At 69.7% G+C, this 23,613-nt stretch carries 22 protein-coding genes; 16 read left to right on the top strand and 6 right to left on the bottom strand.

Translation table 11 applies throughout. The annotated features are described in order from the left end of the window. The first annotated feature begins 4 nt into the window (after positions 1–4). From H521_RS0111220 to H521_RS0111200, 5 genes are all read left to right on the top strand, one after another. Positions 5–3,049 carry an FtsK/SpoIIIE domain-containing protein gene (locus H521_RS0111220; protein WP_022893117.1) on the top strand — a complete coding sequence of 1,015 codons (3,045 nt, stop codon included), beginning with the start codon at positions 5–7 and terminating at the stop codon, positions 3,047–3,049. Between the two features lie 180 nt (positions 3,050–3,229). Continuing rightward, positions 3,230–4,414, top strand: a complete 1,185-nt coding sequence (locus H521_RS0111215; protein ID WP_040424543.1) for an ABC transporter substrate-binding protein — start codon at positions 3,230–3,232, stop codon at positions 4,412–4,414. 1 nt (position 4,415) lies between these two features. Continuing rightward, entirely contained in the window at positions 4,416–5,615 is a 1,200-nt protein-coding gene (locus H521_RS0111210; RefSeq protein ID WP_022893115.1) for an ABC transporter ATP-binding protein, read from the top strand. Positions 5,616–5,617: 2 nt separating this feature from the next. Then, positions 5,618–6,529, top strand: a complete 912-nt coding sequence (locus H521_RS0111205) for an ABC transporter permease (protein ID WP_022893114.1) — start codon at positions 5,618–5,620, stop codon at positions 6,527–6,529. A gap of 113 nt (positions 6,530–6,642) precedes the next feature. Then, the gene (locus tag H521_RS0111200) at positions 6,643–7,425 is read left to right on the top strand and encodes an ABC transporter permease (protein ID WP_026482192.1); all 783 of its coding nucleotides are present in this window, start codon (positions 6,643–6,645) and stop codon (positions 7,423–7,425) included. Between the two features lie 128 nt (positions 7,426–7,553). Here H521_RS0111200 and H521_RS0111195 read toward each other — a convergent pair whose 3' ends face one another. Both H521_RS0111195 and gabT read right to left on the bottom strand, forming a co-directional pair. Next, a complete protein-coding gene (locus tag H521_RS0111195; protein ID WP_022893112.1) occupies positions 7,554–8,543 on the bottom strand; it encodes an asparaginase in 990 nt (329 codons plus the stop codon). A 5-nt stretch (positions 8,544–8,548) separates the two neighbouring features. Then, complete coding sequence (gene gabT, locus H521_RS0111190; protein WP_022893111.1) at positions 8,549–9,925, bottom strand: 4-aminobutyrate--2-oxoglutarate transaminase; 1,377 nt, start codon at positions 9,923–9,925, stop codon at positions 8,549–8,551. A 109-nt stretch (positions 9,926–10,034) separates the two neighbouring features. On the opposite strand from gabT, the gene H521_RS0111185 reads away from it, so the two are divergent. Beyond that, positions 10,035–10,541 (top strand): OsmC family protein, encoded by a 507-nt coding sequence (locus H521_RS0111185; RefSeq protein ID WP_022893110.1) that lies wholly within the window; start codon positions 10,035–10,037, stop codon positions 10,539–10,541. A 47-nt stretch (positions 10,542–10,588) separates the two neighbouring features. Here the strand turns inward: H521_RS0111185 and H521_RS22945 are convergent, their stop codons facing one another. Together H521_RS22945 and H521_RS0111175 are read right to left on the bottom strand one after the other, a co-directional pair. After that, entirely contained in the window at positions 10,589–11,524 is a 936-nt protein-coding gene (locus tag H521_RS22945; protein WP_022893109.1) for a hypothetical protein, read from the bottom strand. Between the two features lie 46 nt (positions 11,525–11,570). Further along, positions 11,571–12,329 (bottom strand): lysophospholipid acyltransferase family protein, encoded by a 759-nt coding sequence (locus H521_RS0111175; RefSeq protein ID WP_022893108.1) that lies wholly within the window; start codon positions 12,327–12,329, stop codon positions 11,571–11,573. Positions 12,330–12,424: 95 nt separating this feature from the next. On the opposite strand from H521_RS0111175, the gene H521_RS0111170 reads away from it, so the two are divergent. The 6 genes from H521_RS0111170 to H521_RS0111145 all read left to right on the top strand — a co-directional run bounded on the left by H521_RS0111170 (position 12,425) and on the right by H521_RS0111145 (position 18,004). Next, positions 12,425–13,063, top strand: a complete 639-nt coding sequence (locus H521_RS0111170; RefSeq protein ID WP_022893107.1) for a 4'-phosphopantetheinyl transferase family protein — start codon at positions 12,425–12,427, stop codon at positions 13,061–13,063. Between the two features lie 65 nt (positions 13,064–13,128). After that, entirely contained in the window at positions 13,129–14,220 is a 1,092-nt protein-coding gene (gene dxr / locus H521_RS0111165) for a 1-deoxy-D-xylulose-5-phosphate reductoisomerase (RefSeq protein WP_022893106.1), read from the top strand. 68 nt (positions 14,221–14,288) lie between these two features. Next, the gene (locus H521_RS0111160; protein WP_169513984.1) at positions 14,289–15,614 is read left to right on the top strand and encodes a M50 family metallopeptidase; all 1,326 of its coding nucleotides are present in this window, start codon (positions 14,289–14,291) and stop codon (positions 15,612–15,614) included. Positions 15,615–15,729: 115 nt separating this feature from the next. Next, positions 15,730–16,902 carry a sensor histidine kinase gene (locus H521_RS22940; RefSeq protein WP_022893104.1) on the top strand — a complete coding sequence of 391 codons (1,173 nt, stop codon included), beginning with the start codon at positions 15,730–15,732 and terminating at the stop codon, positions 16,900–16,902. Continuing rightward, positions 16,899–17,561, top strand: a complete 663-nt coding sequence (locus tag H521_RS0111150) for a response regulator transcription factor (RefSeq protein ID WP_026482188.1) — start codon at positions 16,899–16,901, stop codon at positions 17,559–17,561. Before H521_RS22940 ends, H521_RS0111150 begins: the two co-directional genes overlap by 4 nt. Before the next feature lie 131 nt (positions 17,562–17,692). Next, positions 17,693–18,004 (top strand): SHOCT domain-containing protein, encoded by a 312-nt coding sequence (locus H521_RS0111145; protein ID WP_022893102.1) that lies wholly within the window; start codon positions 17,693–17,695, stop codon positions 18,002–18,004. A gap of 61 nt (positions 18,005–18,065) precedes the next feature. Here the strand turns inward: H521_RS0111145 and H521_RS0111140 are convergent, their stop codons facing one another. Together H521_RS0111140 and H521_RS0111135 are read right to left on the bottom strand one after the other, a co-directional pair. After that, positions 18,066–19,319 (bottom strand): low temperature requirement protein A, encoded by a 1,254-nt coding sequence (locus tag H521_RS0111140; RefSeq protein ID WP_022893101.1) that lies wholly within the window; start codon positions 19,317–19,319, stop codon positions 18,066–18,068. Between the two features lie 37 nt (positions 19,320–19,356). Further along, positions 19,357–20,541: an acetyl-CoA C-acetyltransferase gene (locus H521_RS0111135; RefSeq protein WP_022893100.1), complete on the bottom strand. Its 1,185-nt coding sequence runs from the start codon at positions 20,539–20,541 to the stop codon at positions 19,357–19,359. A gap of 123 nt (positions 20,542–20,664) precedes the next feature. Here H521_RS0111135 and H521_RS0111130 point away from each other — a divergent pair, with 123 nt between their 5' ends. The 4 genes from H521_RS0111130 to H521_RS0111115 all read left to right on the top strand — a co-directional run bounded on the left by H521_RS0111130 (position 20,665) and on the right by H521_RS0111115 (position 23,605). Beyond that, a complete protein-coding gene (locus tag H521_RS0111130) occupies positions 20,665–21,438 on the top strand; it encodes a CoA transferase subunit A (RefSeq protein WP_022893099.1) in 774 nt (257 codons plus the stop codon). Position 21,439: 1 nt separating this feature from the next. Beyond that, positions 21,440–22,072, top strand: coding sequence for a CoA transferase subunit B (locus H521_RS0111125; RefSeq protein ID WP_022893098.1), 633 nt, complete (start codon positions 21,440–21,442; stop codon positions 22,070–22,072). A 100-nt stretch (positions 22,073–22,172) separates the two neighbouring features. Further along, a complete protein-coding gene (locus tag H521_RS0111120; protein WP_022893097.1) occupies positions 22,173–22,895 on the top strand; it encodes a hypothetical protein in 723 nt (240 codons plus the stop codon). Next, positions 22,892–23,605 (top strand): hypothetical protein, encoded by a 714-nt coding sequence (locus H521_RS0111115; protein ID WP_156891387.1) that lies wholly within the window; start codon positions 22,892–22,894, stop codon positions 23,603–23,605. The genes H521_RS0111120 and H521_RS0111115 overlap by 4 nt, the downstream gene beginning before the upstream one ends. Positions 23,606–23,613: the final 8 nt, after the last annotated feature.

Genomic DNA, 23,613 nt, shown 5'->3' with positions numbered 1-23,613 from the left:
TCCCGTGGAACGCTTCGACCTCTCATCGCACCCGATGGCCGATGTGCTCACGCTGCCGCCGGCGCCTGCAGATCTGCCGCGTGCCGGGTTTCCCCTGCTGGCGTCGCTCGCGCCGGTGGTCGGCGCACTCGGCTTGTGGGCGATCACCGGTTCACCGTTCTCTCTGCTCTTCGCCGTGCTCGGCCCACTCGTCGCGATCGCGTCGATGCTCGACTCGAGACGCTCGGCCCGTCGACAACGTCGAAAGACGGGGCTCGAACGACAGCTCCGGCTCGAGGAGCTCGAGGCTGAGGTCGAGCAGCGCCATGCGCTCGAGCGGCAGGCGGCATGGCGGAGGTCGCCGTCGCCGAGACTGGTGCTCGAGAGCGGGGATCACGCGGCTTGGCGTGACGAGGAGCCGTCACCGATCGTGCTCGGGCGAGGGGTCAGGGCGAGCATCCTCCGCGTCGATGGCAGTGCAGTCGACGCGGTCGATCGCGAATTGCTGCTTCGTGCGAGGCTGCTCCGCGACGCGCCGATCGTCGTCGATTCGAGGGCGGGCGTCGGGTTCACGGGTGACCTCGTGCTGGCGCGCGCCGCCGCCCGCGCTGCGATCGTGCAGTTCGCGCACCTCGCGAGTCCGAAGAGCTTCGCGATCGAAGGGCCCGCACACGACGGCGACGGGCACTGGGCATGGCTGCAGGCGCTGCCGCATCGCCGCGGGCCGGCGGGGCGAGCACTGTGCGTGATCGACCGCGGAGGCCGAGCGGGTGGAGCCGGGGCGCTCGACAGCGCCGTCGACCCGGCACGCGCCGACGGGAGCGCTCCGGCTCGCGGCGACACTCGGGGTGAGCATGCCGCTGCTGCCGGTGCGCGGGCGCCCGACCGACCGTTCGCGCTCGTCGCGGTCGCATCCGCGCCAGCCGACTTGCCGCCGGGGCTCGCGACCATCGTGACGCTCGAGTCACCTGATACGGCGACGCTCCGACGGCGCGACGGCGCGCCCGACGAGACGTTCTCGCCGTCGCTCATCGGCACGGCTGAGGCGGCGAGCTGGGCCCGAGCGGCCGGGCTCGCGGCCGCGCGCGCCGGTCTCGGCGATCGATCGACGCAATTGCCGAGTCGCGTGGGGCTCGCCGACCTGCCCAGGCCCGCGGTCGCACATCGCGGTCGCTCGAGTCTCGTCGTGGCCGTCGGCGCCGTCGTCGGCGGAGTGCTCGAACTCGATCTCGTGCGCGGTGGGCCGCATGCCCTCGTCGCCGGCACCACGGGCAGTGGCAAGAGCGAGTTCCTGCTCGCCTGGCTCGTCGCGCTCGCGGCCGCCTACCGGCCGACCGCCGTCTCGTTCCTGTTGATCGACTTCAAGGGCGGAGCGGCATTCGAGCCGATCCGCGACCTTCCGCACGTCACGGGCATCGTGACGGACCTCGACGAGGCCGAGGCCGAGCGGGCGGTGTCGAGCCTGCGTGCAGAACTCAGGTACCGCGAGGCAGTGCTCGCCAAAGCGGCCGCCCGCGACATCGCCGAGCTGGCCGCCGACGTCGACCTGGCGCGCCTGGTCATCGTCATCGACGAGTTCCAGGCGATGATCGAGCGCTTTCCCGACATCGGGGCGATCGTCGCCGATATCGCTGCGAGAGGGCGGTCGCTGGGAATGCACCTCGTGCTCGCGTCGCAGCGACCCAACGGTGTCGTGCGCGAACAGGTCACCGCCAACTGCGCGATCCGGGTGTCGCTCAGGGTCATGCAGCGAGCCGACAGCGAAGCCGTGGTCGCCAGTCCGCTGGCCGCGGAGATCCGGTCGGATTCGCCGGGAAGGGGGGTCATCGATCGGGGCGACGGCAGCCCCGAGCTCTTCCAGTCGGCGATGGCGGAACCGGCGACGATCGCGGCGATCGCGTCGGCGGCGGCCGGAGTCGACCGAGCACGCCGAACCTGGCTCGACCCGCTGCCGACACGCATCACGGCCGGCGACGTCACCGCGCTCGCGACCCGCGCACGCGTTGCGGCTCTTGACGGAGCGCAGGCCTCGGGCGGGCGCGCATTCGCGCAGCAGCCTGCTGCCGAGGGGCTCGCGATCGGCGTGCTCGACGAACCCGAGCTCCAGCGGCGCAGTGTCGCGCGCTGGTCGCCGCGGAGTGACGGCGGACTGCTCGTGATCGGGGAGCCGGGCAGCGGGCGCAGCACCGCGCTCGCGTCGATCGCGCGCGCCGCGTCGGAGGCCTTCGGCCCGGGCGGGGTGATCAGCGTCGACGGCCCGAGGAGCGCGGTCTGGGACTCGATCCTCGAGGTACAAGCCGCGCTTCGACGTGGGGATGCTCCCGGGCGGGTGATCCTGATCGACGACCTCGACGCGCGCTTCCGCGCATGGCCCGATGACTACCGGCATGCCGCGCTCGAAGCCATCGAGACGATCCTCCGTGAAGGGCGCGCGAGCGGGCTCGCCGTCGCGGCGTCGGCGACCCGGCTGCACGGCCTCGGCGCAGCGCTTCGCGACGGTTTCGGCTCACGCCTGCTGCTGCGCCACGCGACCCGGTCCGACCTCGTGCAGTCGGGCGGTCGCGGCGAACTCTGGCGCTCGACCGACGCACCGGGCGCCGGCCAGTGGCGAGACGCCAGGGTGCAGCTCGTGCACACCGAGGCGGTCGCCGCCCGGGCGCTGCCGCCAGTGCCCGAGCTCCACCTCCAGGCGGAGCGACCGTACGCGATCGCCACGGCATCGCCGCGAGCAGCAGCAGCCTCGCTCATGAAGATCGGCCGCGCTGCGCACGTGTTGACGGCGGGCGGCGAGGCCGCCGTGCGGTCTGCGCTGGCAGCGCGGCCGGCCGACGGCGCTCCGTCACCGGTGATCGTCGGCGACAGTGAAGCGTGGGCAGCGAGTTGGTCGCTGGCTGCTGCTCTCCGCGAGGAGGCGATCATGGTGGTGCATGGCGGTGCCGCCGAATACCGTGCCCTCGTGCGAACCAGAGATCTGCCGCCGCTCCTCGACGACGATCCTGCGCAGTGCTGGGTCATCGAGCCCGCGCGGGCGGTGGTCCGGGCGGTCTGGCCGAACCGCTCCGACCAATGAAATCGTTGGCTGAATGCCGCTGCAGGTGCTGATTCCGAACGAGATGTTCGCAGAAATTAACGATTCGGACATCATCGAGTGAAATCTGACCGCCAGTGTGTCAGTATCTTCCCACCCTTGCACCGCAGCAAACCCGAACGGAGTCCCACCGTGAGCCGACGCCCCCTTCCCCAGGATCCGATGATCCGAGCTCTCATCGCGCAGGCCCGCAACTCGCAGCTGAATCGCCGAGCGCTGCTCGCCGGGGCAGGTGCCGGGGCAACGGCACTCGCGCTCGCCGCCTGTTCGACCGGCGGCGCGCAGGGAAAACCGAAACCGGCCGCCGATACCTCCGCCGAAGACAAGACCCTCAACTGGGCGAACTGGGCGGCGTACATCGATGAAGACGACAGTGGCGCCTACCCGACACTCGAGCGCTTCACCGAAGAGACCGGCATCACGGTCAACTACGAGGTCGCAGTCGACGACAACAACACCTACTACGGCAAGGTCAAAGACCAGCTCGCGCTCGGCCAGGACATCGGCGCAGATACGGCCGTGCTCACCGACTGGATGATCGCCCGGTGGATCCGCTTCGGCTACGCGCAGAAACTGAACCACGACAACATCCCGAACCTCGCCAACCTCAACCCCGCCCTGCTCGAACCCGACTTCGACAAGGGGCGCGAGTACTCGGTTCCGTGGCAGGGCGGCTTCGCCGGCATCTGCTGGAACACCGAGGCGATCCCGGGCGGCCTTGAGTCCGTCGAAGACCTCTGGAACTCCGACCTCAAGGGGCGCGTCGGCGTGCTCTCCGAGATGCGCGACACCATGGGCCTCATCATGCTGCAGAACGGCGTCGACATCGCCGGCGATTGGGGCGACGACGACTTCACCGCGGGCATCGACGTGCTCCGCAAGCAGGTCGCCGACGGCCAGGTGCGCAACATCAAGGGCAACTCCTACCTCGAAGACCTCAAGAGCGAAGACACGCTCGCCGCGATCTGCTGGTCGGGCGACATCACGGTCATCAACGCCGAGGCCGGCGACAAGTGGCAGTTCGCCATTCCCACGGCGGGCGGCACGCTCTGGAACGACAACTTCCTCGTGCCGATCGGCTCGCCGCGCAAGGCGAACGCCGAGGCCCTCATGAACTACTACTACGAGCCCGAGGTCGCAGCCGAGGTCGCGGCCTGGGTGAACTTCATCACGCCGGTCGTCGGCGCCAAGGAGGCAGCCGCCGCGATCGACCCCGAACTCGCCGAGAACCAGCTGATCTTCCCCAACGCCGAGACCCTCTCGACCGCCCACATCTTCCGTTCCCTCGACGGCGCCGAGGAGCAGAAGTACCAGGCTGAGTTCCAGAGCATCCTGCTGGGTGCCTGAGATGTCGGTTCGCGAGTTCGCCGAACGCGGCGCAGATCTCGAGCTCGTCGGCATCCAGAAGCGATTCCCCGGCTTCACCGCGATCGAGGAGCTCGACCTCACGATCCCGGCCGGTTCCTTCTTCGCCCTGCTCGGGCCCTCGGGGTGCGGTAAGACCACCACGCTCCGTCTCGTCGCCGGCCTCGAAGAGCCGACGCGCGGACGCATCCTCATCGGCGGCCGCGACGTCACCGACACGAAGTCCCATGAGCGACCGGTCAACACGGTGTTCCAGAGCTATGCCCTGTTCCCGCACATGTCGGTGCTCGAGAACGTGGCCTTCGGGCTGAAGCGGCGGCGCATCGACGACGCCCTGGGGCGCGCCCACGAGGCGCTGCGTCTCGTCGAGCTCGACCACCTCGCCCAGCGCCGCCCGGCACAGCTCTCGGGCGGGCAACAGCAACGGGTCGCCCTCGCGAGGGCGATCGTGAACCGCCCGGCACTCCTCCTGCTCGACGAGCCGCTCGGTGCACTCGACCTGAAGCTCCGCCGGCAGATGCAGCTCGAGTTGAAGACGATCCAAGAGGAGGTCGGGCTCACTTTCCTGCACGTCACGCACGACCAGGAGGAGGCCATGACCATGGCCGACACGGTCGCGGTCATGAACAAGGGCGCCATCGAGCAGATGGGTGCTCCGGCCGAGCTCTACGAGCTGCCGCGCACGGCCTTCGTCGCGAACTTCCTCGGGCAGTCCAACCTGTTCACGGGTGCGGTGGCGGGGTCGACGGATGCCGCGATCGCCGTCGACGTCGCCGGAACGCGTCTCACCGTGCCAACCGCACGGGCTCGGCGTCACCAGGGGCAGGTCACGATCGGGGTGCGCCCCGAGAAGGTCACGCTGCATCGCGACGCACCCGCCGAGGCATCCGATCGCAATCTCATCGGCCCAGGCAGAGTCATCGACGTCTCGTTCTCGGGAGTGAGCACGCAGTACCTCGTCGCCGTTCCCGGCATGAGCACGATCACGGTCTTCGCACAGAACATCGGTTCGGGCCCGGTGGCGGCCGAGGGGGCCGAGGTGTGGGTCTCGTGGCAGGTCGAACACGGATTCGGCCTCGATGACGAAGCCACCGAGCCGGTTCGGTTCGCGGCCGACGACGACACGCGTTCGATTGCCGCGCAGCGCCGTGACGCGCTGGTCGCGGAACTCGAGGAGCACTGACGATGGCCTTCGCCGCCTTCCAGACCGCGGAAGCCGTGCCGCAGGCTCCGAAGCGGCACAGCAGGATCGCACTCCTGCTCCTGCTGCCCGGCATCGCCTACCTGATGCTGTTCTTCCTCGCGCCGCTCGTCTCGTTGCTGCTGACCTCCCTGCAGGCGCCGCGCGAGTTCGGTGACATCGGCCAGTTCGACTACGCGTTCAACTGGCAGAACTACGTCACCGTGGTGCAGAGCTATCTGCCGCATATCATGCGCTCCTTCGGCTACGCGCTCGCTGCCACGGTGCTGGCACTGCTCTTCAGCTACCCGCTCGCATACTTCATCGGCGTCAAGGCGCGGCGCTGGCCGATGCTGCAGGCGCTCATGCTCGTGCTCGTGATCGCCCCCTTCTTCATCAGCTTCCTGCTGCGCACGCTCGCATGGAAGCAGATCCTGTCCGACGAGTCGTTCGTCATCACCTCGCTCAAGGCGCTCTCGCTGATGGCACCAGATGCCCACTTCACGGGCACGCCGTTCGCCGTGATCTTCGGCCTGACCTACAACTTCATCCCCTTCATGACCCTGCCGCTGTACACGACACTCGAACGCCTCGACCTGCGGTACCTCGAGGCGGGTGGCGACCTGTACGCCGGCCCGTTCACCGTCTTCCGCAAGGTCACGGTGCCGCTGTCGATGCCGGGCATCGTCGCCGGCACACTGCTGACCTTCATCCCCGCGGCGGGCGACTACGTGAATGCGAGCCGAGACTTCCTGGGCGGCACCGATACGCAGATGATGGGCAACGTGATCGAGGCGAACTTCCTCGTGCTGCTGAACTATCCGGCGGCCGCGGCGCTCTCGATCATCCTCATGGCCGCGATCCTCGTGCTCGTCGGCCTGTACGTCAAGCGAGCCGGAACGGAGGACCTGCTGTGAGCGGAGAAGCCCAGGCGGGCGCCGTGCTCGGCGGCCTCGTCGAGAGCGAGCAGCAACCGCAGCAGCGCGTTCTTCGCACGCCGCGCCGTGGTCGCGTCGGTCTCGGCGACTGGCTGCTGCCCGTGTACACCGTGATCGCGTTCGTGTTCCTGCTCATCCCGATCGCCTACACCTTCGTGTTCTCGTTCAATGACTCGGTCAAGTCGAACATCGCGTGGCGCGGGTTCACCTTCGACAAGTGGCTGAACGTCTGCAACGTCGAGGGCGGCGCGGTCTGCGAGGCGTTCGGCAACAGCGTCGTCGTGGGACTCGCGGCGACCGTGCTCGCAACGACGCTCGGCACCATGATCGCAATCGCGCTCGTGCGCTACCGGTTCCGTGCCCGCGGCGCGATCAGCCTGTTGCTCTTCCTCCCGATGGCGACGCCAGAGGTCGTGCTCGGTGCCGGCCTCGCCGCGCAGTTCCTCGCGGTCGGCGTCGCGAAAGACATGACGACGATCATCATCGCGCACACGATGTTCTGCATCAGCTTCGTGGTGGTCACCGTCAAGGCGCGTGTCGCGAGCCTCGACCCCGCCCTCGAAGAGGCCGGTCGCGACCTCTACGGCTCGCCGGCGCAGGTGTTCTGGCGGGTGACGTTCCCGCTCCTGTTGCCGGGCATCGTCGCCGCCGCGCTGCTCTCGTTCGCGCTGAGCTTCGACGACTTCATCATCACGAACTTCAACTCGGGCTCGGTCTCGACGTTCCCGAAGTACGTCTACATCTCGGCGTCGAGGGGCATCCCGGCCGAGGCGAACGTCATCGCCTCGGCGGTGTTCCTCTTCGCCCTCGTGCTCTTGATCGTCGCGCAGGTCTCGCGCACCGCGCGAGCGAAGCGACTCGCCCGGATCGGCTGAATCGACCGCACTAGCAGCGGATGCCGCGTCGAGCGACCTCGACGCGGCATCCGACTGACCGGCTGCGTCACGCCGACCTCCGTCAGGTGTGCAGCGTGGGCCGGCGTCCGTCAGGCGCGCCTCATGCCTCAGATGGTCGCGCGGATCGAACCGACGCGCCGCTCGCCGCCCATGACCCAGAGGTCGAGCTCGGTCTGCACGGCATCGATCGCGTGATCGTCGATCGCTCCGGCCTGCGCGAGCAGGCGCAACGCGATGATCGTCGACGCGCGTGACGACCCGTCGAGCACCTTGAGCGCGACCGTTGTGCCGTCGGGCGCAGACATGACCATGACGCCTTCTGCACCGACCTTGGCGAACACGCCGAGTCGCTCGACGGCGATCGTGTCGGGTTGACCGGGGCCGCCGACCGCCCAGGCGTGCTCGCGCACCGCCTCGGTGAGCGCCGCCGCCTCGCGGTAGAGCGCGAACGGCGAACCGGGCGCCGCGGTCGTGATCTTCTGGATGCCGCGCGCGAGCCCGTTGAGGCTGATGGCGTGCACGGGCGCGCCGCATCCGTCGACCGCGGTGGCGGCCGGCCGCTCGCCCGTGAACCGCTCGATCACGTCGAGCACGCGCTTCTGCAGCGGGTGCTCGGGGTCGAGGTAGCCCTCGAGCGGCCACTCGTTCGCGACGCACGCGAGGAGCATCGCCGAGTGCTTGCCCGAGCAGTTCATGTAGACGCGCTCGCGGGCGCCGCCCGAGCGGATGAGCTGTTCGCGTGCCGCCTGGTCGGACGGCGCTGCGGGCGGGCAGCCCAGCGCCGACTCGGGCAGCGAATGCCGGGCGAGGAGGCTCCGCACGAGTGCGACGTGCGCGGCGGTGCCCGAGTGGCTGGCCGTCGCGATCGCCGCATCTTCGCCGCGAAGCGAGACGCCCGAGGTCATGATGGCGACCGCCTGGAACGGCTTCAGGCAGGATCGGGGGAAGATGGGGCTCGCCACGTCGCCGAGCGAGCGCAGCACCTCGCCCTCGGGGGAGAGCACGACGGCGGAACCCGCGTGCCGGGACTCGATGAAACCACTGCGCTCGACCACGGCGAGTTCGACGGCGTCAGATACTGAGAATGTGCCGGCCACCTGTCTTATCCGAGCGATGCGAGGGCGTCGTCGAGCACGCGGAGCCCGTCTTCGATGAGCGCATCGCTGACCGCGAGGCTCGGCAGGAACCGCAGCACGTTGCCGGAGGTGCCGGCGCTGAGGAAGAGCACGCCGTGCTGGGCTGCATAGGCCACGAGAGCGGTGACGGCATCGGCGTTGGGTGCCTTCGTGGACTCGGCGGTGCCCGGCTGCACGAGCTCGATCGCGATCATCGCGCCCCTGCCGCGGATCTCGCCGATGATGTCGTAGCGCTGGGCGAGTTTCTCGAGGCCTGCGCGAAGTGTCGCCTCGATGCGGCCGGCTTCGGCGAGCAGGTCGTTCTCTTCGATGGATTCGAACACCGCGATCGCGGCCGCGCAGGCGACGGGGTTGCCGCCAAAAGTGCCGCCGAGCCCGCCGGGCTGCGACGCGTCCATGATCTCGGCCCGGCCGGTGACGGCCGCGAGGGGCAGGCCGCCCGCGATTCCCTTCGCCGAGAGCACGAGGTCGGGCTCCCAGCCGAAGTGCTCGCTCGCGTAGTAGCGCCCGGTGCGGGCCATGCCGGACTGGATCTCATCGGCGATCATGACGACGCCGTGCTCGGTGCACCACGTCTGCAGCGTGGGCAGGAACCCCTCTGCGGGAACCATGAAGCCACCTTCACCCTGGATGGGCTCGACGACGAGGCAGGCGAGGTCGCTCGCTCCGACCACTTTCTCGAGATAGGCGATGGTGCGGGCCGCGGCATCGGCGCCCGACAGGCCGTCGCGGTAGGGGTAGGAGCTCGGTGCGTGGTAGACGTCGCCGGCGAGTGGGCCGAAGCCGGTCGCATACGGCATCGCTTTGTAGTTCATGGCCATCGTGAGGTTGGTGCGGCCGTGGTATGCGTGGTCGAGCACCGCGACGGCGCGACGACCGGTGAACTTGCGGGCGATCTTCACGCCGTTCTCGACGGCCTCGGCGCCCGAGTTGACGAGCACGCTCTTCTTCGGCCAATTGCCGGGGGTGTGCTCGGCGAGCAGTTCGGCGACCCGCACGTACTCCTCGTAGGGGGTGATGGTGAAGAGGGTGTGGATGACGTCTTGCAACTGGCTCGCAGCCGCCGCGACGACCCGCTGCTCGGTGTGGCCGACGGTGGTGACGCCGATGCCGGCGCCGAAGTCGACGAACTGGTTGCCGTCGACGTCGACGAGGATCGCGCCGTTGGCCCGCTCGATGTAGACGGGCAGGGCCGAGGAGACGCCGGATGAGACGACCTTCGATCGTCGGGCCTGCAGCTCCAGAGATTTCGGACCGGGGATGCTGGTCACGATCTTGCGCTCCTGCGGCACGGTGTAGACCGGGGCGGCGGCTGTCTGGGCGTCGATGCGGGTATCAGTCATGGTGGCTTCAGCTTATCGCCGCCGGGCCGGGGCGGCTGCGGCAGTGAGGAGGGCCGCCGGCCGGCCGGGAGCGCGCGCGAACGAGCGGCACCGCCGGGTGCAGAATCGGATGAGCACAACGCGCACGATCGGAGGAGACATGCTCGGCGAACACCGATACGAGATCGAGGTCGACTGGCAGGGCGACCGCGGAACCGGCACGAGCGGCTACCGCGCCTACGGGCGCGCGCATGTCGTGCGCGCGGCGGGCAAGGTGCACGAGATCGCCGGTTCGAGCGACCGTGCGTTCCACGGCGACCGCGAACGCTGGAACCCCGAGGAGTTGCTGCTCGCGGCCTTGAGCGAGTGCCACATGCTGTCGTACCTGCACGTCGCGACGAACCACGGCGTCGTCGTTCGGGCCTACACCGACCGGGCCACGGGCACCATGAAGGAGGACGGCCGAGGCGGCGGTGCCTTCGTCGAGGCGATGCTCCGCCCGCAGGTCGAGGTGGCGGATGCCTCGATGCTCGAGCTCGCCCGGTCGCTGCACGCCGAGGCCTCCGAGAAGTGCTTCATCGCGGCATCCGTGGCGTTCCCGGTGCACCACGAGCCGATCGTGGCCGTCGCGAGCTGATCAGAAGCGAACTGCTCAGCGGCGAGCTGACCCGCGGTGGCAGCCGGTCACTCGGCGACGGATTTCGGCGGAATCGCCGGCAGCGTCGCTTCGGGAATCGGGCAGGTGTGCCCGCCGACGAGCCGGCTGCACGGCGGCAGGAACCCGGGGTAGCGCTCTGCCTCCGGATCGCCGAACCAACGGTTCCAGAGACGCCAGAAGTTGAGATTTCCGAACGCGGAGCAGGCATCACCGACCTCGGGGTCGGCCACGGCAGCGGGGTTCGGCTGGTACGGCGTGTAGTTGTAGAGGTTCGCCGTGGCCTGGTTCGAGATGGCGACGGGGCTCGCGCCGCACGCGGCATCGGGATGGAACTGCACGTCGACCGCGCCGACCCGGTACGCCCGGTCGGGCGCCTCGGTGTACTGACGGAACTGCCAAGCTGCGTTGTACACCTGGTTGAAGAAGCCGAAGTACTTCGTGTCGCAATCGGCGGTGTCGGGGCAGCCGTAGCCCGTCGCGCGGAGGTAGCCCGACTCGCTCGGGCGCGTGAGCAGCGACTGCTCCTTCTGCAGGAGCACGATCAGGGTCTTCGGGCTCACGCCGCAGGCCGCCGCGACCTTGAAGACGATGCGGCTCGCGCGTTCGCGGATGCCGCCGCGGTACTCGGCGCAGTGCCCGGGCGCGACCGCCGCTTGAGTGGTCGTGCTCTGCTTGAAGTCGGCGAGGCAGGGCACTCGGTCGACCGGCCGGCAGTCGACACCCTCGAAGAACGCCTGGATCTGGGTCTCGCTCATGGCGCCGCTGTCGTAGAACGAGTCGTCGCTCACGATGCGCCCGGGGTCGAACTCGGTGGCGGGCGGGATCGGAAGGTCGGTGACGGGCGCCGCGGCGGATGCGGTGGCTGCGGCACGTGGCGCATCACTCGGACCGGCGCACGCGGCGAACGTGAGCACCGCGAGCACGGCCGCGGCGACACGGACGACGACCTTGGCGGAGCTCATCGGATCGACGATACCGGGGCGGCGTCGGGATGGGCTGGGAATCCCGTCACAGCCGCTCGCGGGGCACGACGCGATCGGCGAGCTTGGCGAGCGCGCCCTGCGGCGGCGTCTCGTTGTAGACCCCCGCGAGCTCCTGCTCGCTCAGCGCGTGGATCGCGGTCATGATCTCGTCGGTCGCCGCCCGCCGCGCACGCCCCGACGTCGCCTGCCCGTGCCTGCTGAGGTCGAGTGGTGCACCGAAGCGCACCGTCACCGGGCGCACTCGCGGCAGCTTCGCGCCGACGGGCTGGATCTGTTCGGTGCCGATGAGTCCGACCGGCACGACCGTCGCCCCCGTGGTGAGGGCCAGCCAGGCGACCCCGGTGCGCCCCCGGTAGAGGCGGCCGTCGAGCGACCGCGTGCCCTCGGGATACACCGCGAAGGCGTTGCCGGCGTCGAGCACGCGGCGCCCGGCATCGAGCGCCTCCTGCGCTTGGGTGCCCGCGCCGCGCTCGACGGCGACTGCGCCGATCGCGCCGAAGAACGTGCGCGACACCCAGCCGGAGAGTCCCGTGCCGGTGAAGTAGCTGGACTTCGCGAGGAACTGCACCGGTCGCGGCGACGCGAGCGGGATCACGATGCTGTCGATGAACGAGAGGTGGTTCGACGCGAGGATGACGGCGCCGCGCTTGGGCACGTGCTCGGCGCCCGTGATCGTCGGCCGGTAGACGAGACGCACGAGCGGGCGGAGGATACCTCGAACGATGCGGTAGAGCGGACCCTGCCGCACGGGTGCGGGCACGGCATCGGACTCGATCTCTGTCACCGTTCGACCCTAAGCGGGGCGACATGCGCGCAGCGGCATATCCGGTTTCCGCGCGCGTCGCCCGCCGTCGCCGGCGGTGCGCGAAGATGGTGGGCATGGATGTCGCGACCGACGGCGAGCTCATCGAGCTCGAGGGCTCCGGTGTGCGTGTCGTCGTCGTCGCCCGCGGCCGGCGTGGTCCCGGGGCCGACACAGTGCTGAGCGCGCTCGTGGCGCACGCGAGTGGGGTGCCGGCGGCCGACATCGAACTCGTGCACGCGTGCACCGAGTGCGGCGCTCGCCACGGCCGGCCATCGGTGGTCTACCCGCTGACACCGTCGGGCGGGTCGTGGTTCGCCGACGTCGCGGTGGCCGGCGATGCGGTCGTCTGCGCGGCGGCCACGCGGCATCCGATCGGCGTCGGCATCGAGACGGTGGCGCTCGACACCGGGGCGGTGATCGACGAAGCCGCGTTCCACGCCACCGAACGGGCCGCCCTCGACCGCTTCGACGCGGCGAGCCGCGCGATCGCGAGGGCGACGCTGTGGGCGCGCAAGACCGCCCTCCTCCGGGCGGTCGGCCACACCGAGTTCATCGAACCGTCGCGCCTGGCCCTCACCCTGCCGAGCGACGACGGCGGCATCGGCCGCATCGAGCGAAGCGTGCCCGAGTTCGGGTCGGGCTGGCGCGACATCCGCTTCCACGACATCGAGGTGCCCGGCAATCGCTCGGCCTCGGTGGCCGTGCTCGGCTGAGCAGCGCGCGAGCCGGCGACGTGCGTCGAGAGCCGGCGACGATGTCCGCCCAATACAGTGGTGACGTGCGCTCCGTCATCATCCTCGGCTCATCCGGTTCGATCGGCACCCAGGCCCTCGACGTCATCAGGGCGAATCCGCGCCGCTTCGACGTCGTCGGGCTCGCCGTCGGATCCAATCGCGCGCTGCTCGAGGCCCAGGCCGCCGAGTTCGGCGTCGAGCACACCGCCGTCGGCATCGACGAGGCCGAGCAGCTCGTGCGCGACGTCGACGCCGACGTCGTGCTGAACGGCATCACCGGCTCGGTCGGACTCGGCCCGACCCTCGCCGCGCTCGAGCGCGGCACCACGCTCGCCCTCGCGAACAAGGAGTCGCTCATCGTCGGCGGCGACCTCGTCACCCGGCTCGCGAAGCCCGGCCAGATCGTGCCCGTCGACTCCGAGCACTCGGCGATCGCGCAGGCGCTGCGCTCCGGCACCGACGACGAGGTGCGCCGGCTCGTGCTGACCGCCTCGGGTGGTCCGTTCCGCGGACGCCGACGCGACGAGCTCGCAGCCGTCACACCGGCGCAGGCCCTCGCGCACCCGACGTGGGACATGGGCCTCGTCGTGACGACCAACTCGGCGACGCTCGTGAACAAGGGACTCGAGGTGATCGAGGCGCACTTGCTCTTCGACGTGGAGTACGACCGCATCGACGTCGTCGTGCATCCCCAGTCGATCGTGCACTCCATGGTCGAGTTCGTCGACGGCTCGACGATCGCCCAGGCCTCGCCGCCCGACATGCGACTGCCGATCTCGCTCGGCCTCGACTGGCCCAATCGCGTCGCGGCTGTCGGCGCTCCGCTCGACTGGACACGAGCGCAGGAGTGGACGTTCGAGCCGCTCGACGGCGATGCGTTCCCCGCCGTCGCCCTCGCCAAGCAGGTCGGCCGCGCCGGCGGCGAGTACCCGGCCGTGTTCAACGCCGCCAACGAAGAGGCCGTCTCGGCCTTCCACGCGGGCCGCATCGGCTTCCTCGACATCGTCGACACCGTTCGCGAGGTCGTCGAGCACCACGAGGCATCCGACAGTGCGTTGACGATCGCATCGCTGGGCGAGGCCGAGCGGGCTGCCCGCCGCGCCGCAGAGGCCCGCATCGCACGCGTCTCGGGCTGAGATCGCGCGAGCCTCGCTCACAGCCGACCGCCAGCGCACTCAAAGCCTTCAGCACTACGCTTGCAGCCGTGGATTCCGTGCTCGCCTTCATCCTCGGCGTCGTCATCATCGTGATCGGCCTCGCCGTGTCCATCGGCCTGCACGAGATCGGCCACCTGGTGCCGGCGAAACTCTTCGGAGTGAAGGTCACCCAGTACATGATCGGCTTCGGCCCGACGCTCTGGTCGCGCACGAAGGGCGAGACCGAGTACGGCGTGAAGGCGATTCCGCTCGGCGGCTACATCTCGATGATCGGCATGTTCCCGCCCGCGAAGGGCGAGCAGGTGCACGCCGACAGCACCGGCTTCTTCCGCGGCCTGGTGCAAGACGCCCGCGACTCGAGTTCGGAGTCGATCACGGCCGGCGACGAGCATCGCGCCTTCTACCTCCTGCCGGTGTGGAAGCGCATCATCGTCATGTTCGGCGGCCCGTTCATGAACCTCGTGCTCGCGATCGTGCTCTTCGCAGTGCTGCTCATGGGGTTCGGCGTCGCGCAGGCCTCGACGACCGTGGGCTCGGTCTCCGCGTGCGCGCTGCCCGCGACGAGCGAACGACAGGCGTGCGAACCCGGTGACCCGGCGGCGCCCGGCGCCGCGGCCGGCATCGAGCCGGGAGACCGCATCGTCTCGGTCGCCGGTGAGCCCATCGAGTCGTGGAACGAGTCGACCGCGATCATCCGCGATCACCCCGACGATCCCGTCGCGTTCGTCGTCGAGCGAGACGGCGAGACGCTCGAGCTCGAGGTCACGCCGATGCTCAGCGAGCGGTACGTGCTCGATGACAAGGGTCAGGTGGTGAAGGATGCCTCTGGCACCGAGCTCACCGAGCCGGCCGGGTTCGTGGGCATCGGCACTGCGACCGAGATCGTGCAACAGCCGGCGTCGGCCGTGCTGCCCGCCGTGGGCGAGAACGTGGCCGGCGTCGCCGGCATCATCCTGAACCTGCCGCAGCGCATCATCGATGTCGCCAACGCCGCCTTCGGGCCCGAAGAGCGCGACCCCAACGGACCGATGTCGGTCGTCGGCGTCGGCCGGCTCGCCGGCGAGATCGCGACGATCGACGAGATCCCGATCGCGTCGAAGGCCGCCACGATGATCGGCATCCTCGGGTCGCTGAACATCGCGCTCTTCGTCTTCAACCTCATCCCGTTGCTCCCGCTCGACGGCGGCCACATCGCCGGCGCGCTGTGGGAGGGCATTCGGCGCGGCTTCGCGAAGCTCTTCCGCCGCCCCGACCCCGGGCCCGTCGACCTGGCGAAGCTCATGCCGGTCACGCTCGCGGTCGTCGTCATCTTCGGCGCGATGAGCGCGCTGCTGATCTACGCCGACATCGTCAAGCCGGTGCAGCTCTTCTGACCGCCGCTCCCATCGCCGCCGCCGTCGGCACGCCTCGCCCGTACTCTCCCGGGAGTAGCGAGTGAGCCTCCGCGGGGCCGATTCGGGTCGGCTCGGCCGGCGATACGATCGGGGAATGCCCATGCCCCCGTGGGACGGTCGCCCCGAACGATTCCGACCGCCGCCGGGCTTCGTGCTGTTCGCTCCGGTCATCATCAGCCTGCTCGTGCAGGTGCCGGCCGCGATCGGATTCGCAATCTGGACGCACGCCGCGTGGCCGGCCGCGATCCTGCACATCGGCCTTGCGGCCGCGGGGCCACTCGCGCTGCTCGGCGCCAGGCGGTACCCGGGCCCGACCGTCGCGGTGGTCGCGGCCGCCGCGCTCGCCGACGTGCTGCTCGCGCCCGACCTCGGGCCGCCGTACCTGGCGCTGGGCTTCGCGATCGTGCTCGCCGTCGCACGCGGTGCCGTGGTCTGGGCGGTTTCGGCGGTCGTCGCGGCGTGGGTCGCGGCGATCGTGCTCGGCTCGATGTACGGCCTCTCGTGGCATCCGTTCCGCGTCGCGTTCACGACACTCGCGCTCGCCGTGTGCTTCGGCATCGGCTGGTTCGTGCGCGTGCGACGCTCACGGGCGTCCGCGTACCGCGCCGAGGTGCTTCGACGCCGCCAGAGCGCCGAGGAGCGCGAACGGGTGCGCATCGCGCGCGAGCTGCACGATGTGATCGGGCACGCGCTGTCGCAGATCAACGTGCAGGCGAGCGTCGGCCTGCACCTGATGGACCGTGACACCGAACAGGCGCGTGCAGCGCTCGGCAACATCAAGGAGACCTCGAAGTCGGCGCTCGAAGAGGTGCGCACCGTGCTCGGCGTGATTCGCGACGGCGAGGCTCCGCTCGCGCCGCAGGCAGAGCTCGCCGAGCTGCCTCGCCTCCTCCGCGGCATCCGCTCGCCTGGCTTCGACGCGCATCTCGATGACCGGTTGACCGAGTCGCCGCGTCGCGCCGTGCAGTTCGCGGGCTACCGCATCGCGCAGGAGGCGCTCACCAACGTGGTGCGCCATGCCGGCGCCTCGCGTGCGGTCGTGACCGTCGAACGCAGCGGCGACGACTTCGTGCTGACGATCGACGACGACGGTGCCGGCATCGCGAGCGGGGTCGAATCGGGCGCCGGGGGCGGACTGGGCGACGGCACCGGCATTCTCGGAATGCGCGAGCGAGCCGCGCTGCTCGGTGGCTCGGTCGAGCTCGGCGTCTCGCCGCTCGGCGGCACCCGCATCACCGCCCGATTGCCGTGGGGGGGCGCGGCGTGATCCGCATCGCGCTCGCCGACGACCAGGTGCTCGTGCGCGCGGGGTTCCGGGCGCTGCTCGAGGCCGAGCCCGACGTCGAGGTCGTCGGGGAGGCCTCGAGCGGTGAGGAGCTGCTCGCCCTTGTGCGACGCGCTCCCGTCGATGTGGTGCTCATGGACATCCGCATGCCCGACGGCGACGGCTTGTGGGCGACCGAGCAGATCGCCGCCGACCCGACACTCGCCGGGGTGCGCGTCGTGATCGTGACGACGTTCGAACTCGACGAGTACGTCGCGAGGGCCGTGCGCGCCGGCGCGAGCGGATTCCTCGTGAAGGACACCGAGCCCGTCGACCTCATCCGCGCGGTACGGGTGGTCGCGGGCGGCGAGGCCCTGCTCTCGCCCGGGGTCACGAAGCGGCTGCTCGAGCGCATGTCGACGGGCCTTCGCGATGCCCCCGATGCGGGGCGGCTCGCGGCGCTCACCGATCGCGAGCGCGAGGTGCTGCGACTCGTCGGCCTCGGGCTCACGAACGACGAGATCGCCGCCCGGCTCGTGCTGAGCCCACTGACGGCGAAGACGCACGTCTCGCGCATCATGGCGAAGCTCCACTCCCGAGATCGGGTGCACCTCGTGGTGGTCGCGTACGAGTCGGGGCTCGTGGCACCGGGCTGGCAGTAGCTGCGGCATCCGCAACTGCTCCCGGGGGAGCAGCTGAAGTGCCTCCGCCGGGCGGATTCGCGGAGACGTCCGCCTCGCGAGACTCGGATCGACGGCTTGAACCGCAAGCCGCACGATCAAGGGAATCACTCATGCTCGCCACGCTCGCCACCACCGCGGTGGTCACCCACGCCGGCCCCTGGGCGGCCGGGTACGGATGGGTCTTCTTCCTCATCCCGCTCTTCTGGATCCTCGTCATCGGCCTCATCGTCTTCGCCGTGACCCGTCGCCGCCGCGCCTGGGCGCACGGCGGCCCCGACGGTTCCTACGGCCCGCCGTGGATGCGCACCGGTGCGGCCAGCGCCGAGTCGACGCTCGCCGAGCGCTTCGCGAAGGGCGACATCGACGAGACCGAGTACCGCGCACGTCTCGAGGTGCTGCGCGCGAACCGGCCGAACGCCTGACACGGCACGGTCTCGCCGAGTGAGGCGGATGCTGCGGCATCCGTCCCACTCGGTGTCTCGGCTACTTGTCGAGCGCCCGGTGCAGTGCCGCCGCCTGGTGGCGGTGCCCGAGCGTCTCGTAGCCCACGATCACGACGAGCGGCGCGCAGGCGGTGAGCACGATGCCGGTGCCCATGCTCGCACCGGCGACCACCGCGAGCACCGCGGCGACGAGCGCCGCCATGCTGAGCACGAAGAGCAGGATGTGGAACCGGTCGAACTCGCGCAGCAGCAGCGAGTAGATCGTGAAGAGCGCGACCAGGAAGATGCCGACCGGCACCGCGACCGTGAGCATCGCCGCCACCTCGTCGATGTGAGCCACGCCTTGGATCTCGTAGGCGGCGACGTGCAGGCCAGCTCCGGTCGCCGCGATCGAACCGAAGATCGCGAGGTGCCCGTAGCCCCACATGAACCCGCGCTCACGGAACCGGTGCAGCACCTTCGCCGACGGCATCGTGAAGTAGACCCACCACATGCCGAAGGCCAGCGCCGTGCCGCCGAAGGCGACGAGTGCGGCCTCGAGGGTCCATTTCTGCTCTTCGACGACCGCTGAGATCGCGAGGATCGTGCCGAGCACGACCTCGCCGAGGGTGATGATGACGAGCAGCCCGTAGCGCTCGGCGATGTGGTGGGCGTGCCATGGTGTGCCGCCAACGCGATGCTCGATGACGTATGGCCCGAGCAGTTCGAGGGTGCCGAGCGCCACGAAGATGCCGAGCATCACGGGTAGCGACGGGTTGATGAAGATCGTCGTCACCCAGCCGACCTGGATGGCGCCGACAACGCTCGCGTAGGCGAGCGCGGTGCGGCGACGTGAGGGATCGTGTCGGGCGATCCTCAGCCAGAGCGCCACGGTGGCCACTCGCATGATCACGTAGCCGGCGACCAGCACGCCGTTGTCGAGGTGCTCGCCTGCGTCGATCGAGTGGAACGCCGGCGGAAGCCCGAGTGCGAGCACGAGCACGCCGAGCATTTGCACCATGGTCGCCACGCGGAAGAAGATGTCGTCGTTGTCGTACGCCGAGGCGAGCCACGAGTAGTTGATCCAGGCGAGGCAGATCGCGAAGACCGCGATCGTGAACCCGATGATCGCGGGAGCGAAGTGGCCGAGCTCGAGCAGGCGCGCCGCCTGGGTGCCGGCCTGGCTGAACGCCACGACGAACGTCAGGTCGAAGAGCAGCTCGAGCGGCGTCGCAGTGCGGTGCGGTTCGTCGGGGTTCCGTCCGACCATTCTGCGCAGCCGATGGTCGAGCGGCGGGTGCGTCGGGGTGCTCATGCCGACATCGTCGCACGGATGCCGCGGCGACGATGGCTCAGCGCGACAGGAGCAGCGCCTCTCCTTGGCCGCCACCGCCGCAGAGGGCCACGGCCGCACGACCGCTGCCACGGCGAGACAGCTCGAGCGCGGCGTGCAGTGCCAATCGGGCGCCCGACGCGCCGATGGGGTGGCCGACCGCGATCGCTCCGCCGTGCACGTTGACGATGTCGGCCGAGACGCCGAGCTCCCGCGTCGACTCGAGCGAGACGGCGGCGAAGGCCTCGTTGATCTCGATGAGGTCGAGTTCGCCGGTCGTGCCCCCCGACTTCGCGAGGGCCGCCGCGATCGCATTGGCGGGCTGCGCGTGCAGCGAGTTGTCGGGGCCCGCGACCTGGCCGGCGGCGCCGACGATCGCGAGCCAGGGCAGTCCGCGCAGCTCGGCCCACTCGCGGCTCGCGACGACGACCGCCGCTGCGCCGTCGGAGAGCGGTGAGGAGTTGCCGGCGGTGATCGAGCCCTCTGATGAGAAGGCCGGCCGCAGGCGACCGAGCACCTCGGGCGTGGAGTCGGGGCGCACGCCCTGGTCTTCGGTGACGACGATCGGGTCGCCCTTGCGCTGCGGGATCTCGATCGGCACGATCTCGTCGGCGAAGACACCGTCGGCCTGCGCGGCGCCGGCACGAACGTGGGATGCCGCCGCGATCTCGTCTTGCGCCTCGCGCGTGATGTCGTAGCGGGCGTTGAAGCGCTCGGTCGACGCGCCCATCGAGTCGTGGTCGAAGGCGTCGGTCAGGCCGTCGTGAGCGGCGTGGTCGAGCAGATCCCAAGGGCCGTAGGCCTTGCCGGAACGTGAACCGGGCAGCAGGTGCGGTGCGTTCGTCATCGACTCCTGGCCGCCGGCCACGACGACGGATGCTTCGCCGAGGCGGATGAGCCTCGCGGCATCCGTGATCGCGACCAGACCCGAGAGGCACACCTTGTTGACGGTGGTGGCGGGAACGCGCCACGGGATGCCGGCTGCCACGGCCGACTGCTTGGCGGGGTTCTGGCCCGACCCGGCCTGCAGCACCTGACCCATGATCACGGCGTCGACGTCGTCGGGGGAGACCCCGGCCTTCTCGAGCGCTCCCCGGATCGCGGCGGTGCCGAGCTCGACCGCCGTCTGGCCGGCGAGGTTGCCGTTGATGCGCGCGAAGGGGGTGCGTGCGCCGGCGATGATGACGACGTCGGGGATGCTCATGGTCGTGTGACTCCTTTGTCGGGCGAGCACGGGTTGTGCTTGGAACCATTCTACGATTCAGTTAGGAGACATTCACCGAACCCACGAGGTTCGGTCGATGAATCGTGACGAGGAGGTCGCGGCATGACGATCGACAAGACCGTTCCGACAGCACGGGAGGCGGTGGCCGACATCCCGTCGGGGGCGAGCCTCGCCGTCGGCGGCTTCGGGCTCTGCGGCATTCCGATGGTGCTGATCCAAGCCCTGCTCGATTCGGGCGTCGATGGGCTCTCCGTCGTCTCGAACAATTGCGGCGTCGACGACTGGGGCCTCGGGGTGCTGCTCGCGAAGCAGCGCATCGCGAAGATGACGTCGTCGTACGTGGGCGAGAACAAGGAGTTCGAGCGCCAGTACCTCTCGGGCGAGCTCGAACTCGAGCTCACGCCGCAGGGCACTCTCGCCGAGAAGCTGCGGGCCGGCGGGAGCGGCATCGCCGCGTTCTTCACGCAGACCGGCGTCGGCACCCAGGTCGCCGAGGGTGGCCTGCCGAGGAGGTACCACCCCGACGGAACGATCGCCGTCGCGAGCCCGGTGAAGCCCGTGCAGACCTTCGACGTGGCCGGCGCACCGCGCGACTTCGTGCTCGAAGAGGCCATCACGACCGACTTCTCGCTCGTGCACGCGCTCAAGGGCGACCGCTACGGCAACCTCGTCTTCGACAAGTCCGCCCGCAACTTCTCGCCGCTCGCCGCAATGGCGGGGCGAGTCTGCATCGCGCAGGTGGAGGAGATCGTCGAGGCCGGCGAGATCGATCCCGACGCCGTGCACCTGCCCGGCATCTACGTCGACCGCATCGTCGTGGTCGGCCGTGACATCGAGAAGCGCATCGAACGGCGCACCGTGCGAGAGGGGAACTGAGATGGCGCTGACCCGCTTCGAGATGGCCGCCCGGGCCGCCCGCGAACTCGCCGACGGTTCGTACGTGAACCTCGGCATCGGGCTGCCGACGCTCGTGCCCAACTACGTGCCCGAGGGCGTCACCATCCTGCTGCAGTCCGAGAACGGCATCCTCGGGGTCGGGCCGTACCCCACCGAGGCCGACGTCGACCCCGACCTCATCAACGCCGGCAAAGAGACCGTGACGGTGCTGCCGGGGGCGGCGTACTTCGACTCTGCGGCGAGCTTCGGCATGATCCGCGGCGGCAAGATCGACGCCGCCATCCTCGGCGCCATGCAGGTGTCGGCGACCGGTGACCTCGCCAACTGGATGATCCCCGGCAAGATGGTCAAGGGTCCCGGCGGAGCGATGGATCTCGTGCACGGCGCTCGCCGCAAGATCGTGCTCATGGAGCACGTCGCGAAAGACGGCTCCCCGAAGATCGTGAACGAGTGCTCGCTGCCTCTCACCGGCAAGGGCGTCGTCGATCGCATCATCACCGACCTCGCGGTCATCGACGTGACACCCGGGGGCCTGCGCCTCGTCGAGTGCGCCCCGGGCGTGACCGTCGACGAGGTGGTCGCGGCGACCGAACCGCCGCTCATCACGGGCTGAACGGAACCCCGCGAACTCGCCGCCACTCGCATCAGGGCGGGCACTGAGGCTCGGACCGCGCACCGTGCCCGATACTTGTCGAGAATCGAAGCGGAGGACCATGAAGCACTTCATCGGCGGGCGCGCCCTGACCACAGCCATCGGATCATTCGTGCTCGCGGCGAGCTTGCTCACCGGGTGCGCTGCCGATCCCGATTCCACTTCGCCGTCGACGGTTCCGAGCGACCCGGCGAGCTCGACCCCGGCGGCCGCTCCGGAGCCGCTCGACGCCGTGACCACGCTCGTCGCGCGCCCACTGGCGATCGAATTGAAAGACGCGAACGGGTCCGTCGTGCAGTCACTCGACTATCTCTCGGACACGGCCGCGGCGGTCGCCATCCTGACGACGGTGTTCGGCGCGCCGCCGACGGTCGAAGCGGATGCGGGTTCGAGCAACGAGCCGCCGAGTACGATTCATCGGTGGGCCAGCTTCGAACTCAGGGAGCCGAAGTATGACGGGCCGATACCCGAAGCGGAGCAGGGTCCCTGGTATCCCGATTTCAGGGTCGCCTTCACGGCGGCGGCATCCGGTGATGTCCGGCTCGAAACGAGTTCCGGCCATGTCGCCGAAGAGCCTTGGGCGGACTTCGCGGCATCCGCCGACGCGAATACGAACGGCTTGTGCAACGAACGGTACGGCGAGGTCGTCGTCCTGCCGAGGACGTACTCCGACGGCACCGTGGAGGATTCCCGGAGCTCGGTCGAGTTCCGGGCATCCGACGACGGGACGATCATCGCGCGGGTCGAGGCACCGCGCGTGATGCATCGCGACGGCTGCGCATGAGAACCGGGGCACGATGGAGTCTCACGGCACTGGCGCTTGCGGTGACGGCGGCGTTGAGCGGGTGTTTCGGGCCGCCGGCTTCGCTCGCGCAGACCCCGTCGCCCTCGCCGATCGGGACTGCGACCCCGACCCCGAGCCCGACACCCGAGGCAGACCCGCTGGCAGCCGTCACCGCCATGGTCGTTCGTCCGCAGATGCTCGAACTCAGGGACGACGACGGAACGGTCGTCATCGCGCTCGACTACATGTCGACCCCTGCTGACGCGATCGCCGTCCTGACGGATCTGTTCGATGCACCGCCGGTGGCAGAGCCTTACCGAGGCACGAATCACACGCCGCCCGGCGTCTTTCACAACTGGGATGAATTCGTTCTCGACGAGCGCTTCTACGATGAGGAGCGGCGTGACGGTAACGCACTCGACTACGTCTGGCCGAGATTCGCCATCTACCTCGACGGCCCAAGTGCGAGGGGCCTTGCTCTGTCCAGCGAACAGGGCTTCCATGCGACCGATTCATGGTCCTCCCTCTCGGGTGACCCGGTATTCGATGCGGATCTCTGGACGTGTGTTGGCACTCCGATCGAGACAGTCGATTTCGCGCGGCCAGACGGTCAGCCCGAGACGGCGACCGTCGTCGCCACTCCATCGGACGATGGAGCGACGGTGAAATGGCTCGGGGCACCCGTGATGATCGCGGACGGCTGCGCGTAGCGATACGC

Origin of the sequence: Agromyces subbeticus DSM 16689 (assembly GCF_000421565.1) — a bacterium.
GTDB lineage: Bacteria > Actinomycetota > Actinomycetes > Actinomycetales > Microbacteriaceae > Agromyces > Agromyces subbeticus.
The sequence above is the reverse complement of the archived record's forward strand: the minus strand, read 5'-3'. Positions and strand labels throughout refer to the sequence as shown.

Bases quoted from the DNA above. Each gene is read 5' to 3' on its own strand.
- H521_RS0111215 (WP_040424543.1), top strand. From the start codon at position 3,230: ATGATCCGAGCTCTCATCGCGCAGGCCCGCAACTCGCAGCTGAATCGC.
- H521_RS0111210 (WP_022893115.1), top strand. From the start codon at position 4,416: ATGTCGGTTCGCGAGTTCGCCGAACGCGGCGCAGATCTCGAGCTCGTC.
- H521_RS0111205 (WP_022893114.1), top strand. From the start codon at position 5,618: ATGGCCTTCGCCGCCTTCCAGACCGCGGAAGCCGTGCCGCAGGCTCCG.
- gabT (WP_022893111.1), bottom strand. From the start codon at position 9,925: ATGACTGATACCCGCATCGACGCCCAGACAGCCGCCGCCCCGGTCTAC.
- H521_RS0111185 (WP_022893110.1), top strand. From the start codon at position 10,035: ATGAGCACAACGCGCACGATCGGAGGAGACATGCTCGGCGAACACCGA.
- H521_RS22945 (WP_022893109.1), bottom strand. From the start codon at position 11,524: ATGAGCTCCGCCAAGGTCGTCGTCCGTGTCGCCGCGGCCGTGCTCGCG.
- H521_RS0111170 (WP_022893107.1), top strand. From the start codon at position 12,425: ATGGATGTCGCGACCGACGGCGAGCTCATCGAGCTCGAGGGCTCCGGT.
- H521_RS22940 (WP_022893104.1), top strand. From the start codon at position 15,730: ATGCCCATGCCCCCGTGGGACGGTCGCCCCGAACGATTCCGACCGCCG.
- H521_RS0111145 (WP_022893102.1), top strand. From the start codon at position 17,693: ATGCTCGCCACGCTCGCCACCACCGCGGTGGTCACCCACGCCGGCCCC.
- H521_RS0111140 (WP_022893101.1), bottom strand. From the start codon at position 19,319: ATGAGCACCCCGACGCACCCGCCGCTCGACCATCGGCTGCGCAGAATG.
- H521_RS0111135 (WP_022893100.1), bottom strand. From the start codon at position 20,541: ATGAGCATCCCCGACGTCGTCATCATCGCCGGCGCACGCACCCCCTTC.
- H521_RS0111130 (WP_022893099.1), top strand. From the start codon at position 20,665: ATGACGATCGACAAGACCGTTCCGACAGCACGGGAGGCGGTGGCCGAC.
- H521_RS0111125 (WP_022893098.1), top strand. From the start codon at position 21,440: ATGGCGCTGACCCGCTTCGAGATGGCCGCCCGGGCCGCCCGCGAACTC.
- H521_RS0111120 (WP_022893097.1), top strand. From the start codon at position 22,173: ATGAAGCACTTCATCGGCGGGCGCGCCCTGACCACAGCCATCGGATCA.
- H521_RS0111115 (WP_156891387.1), top strand. From the start codon at position 22,892: ATGAGAACCGGGGCACGATGGAGTCTCACGGCACTGGCGCTTGCGGTG.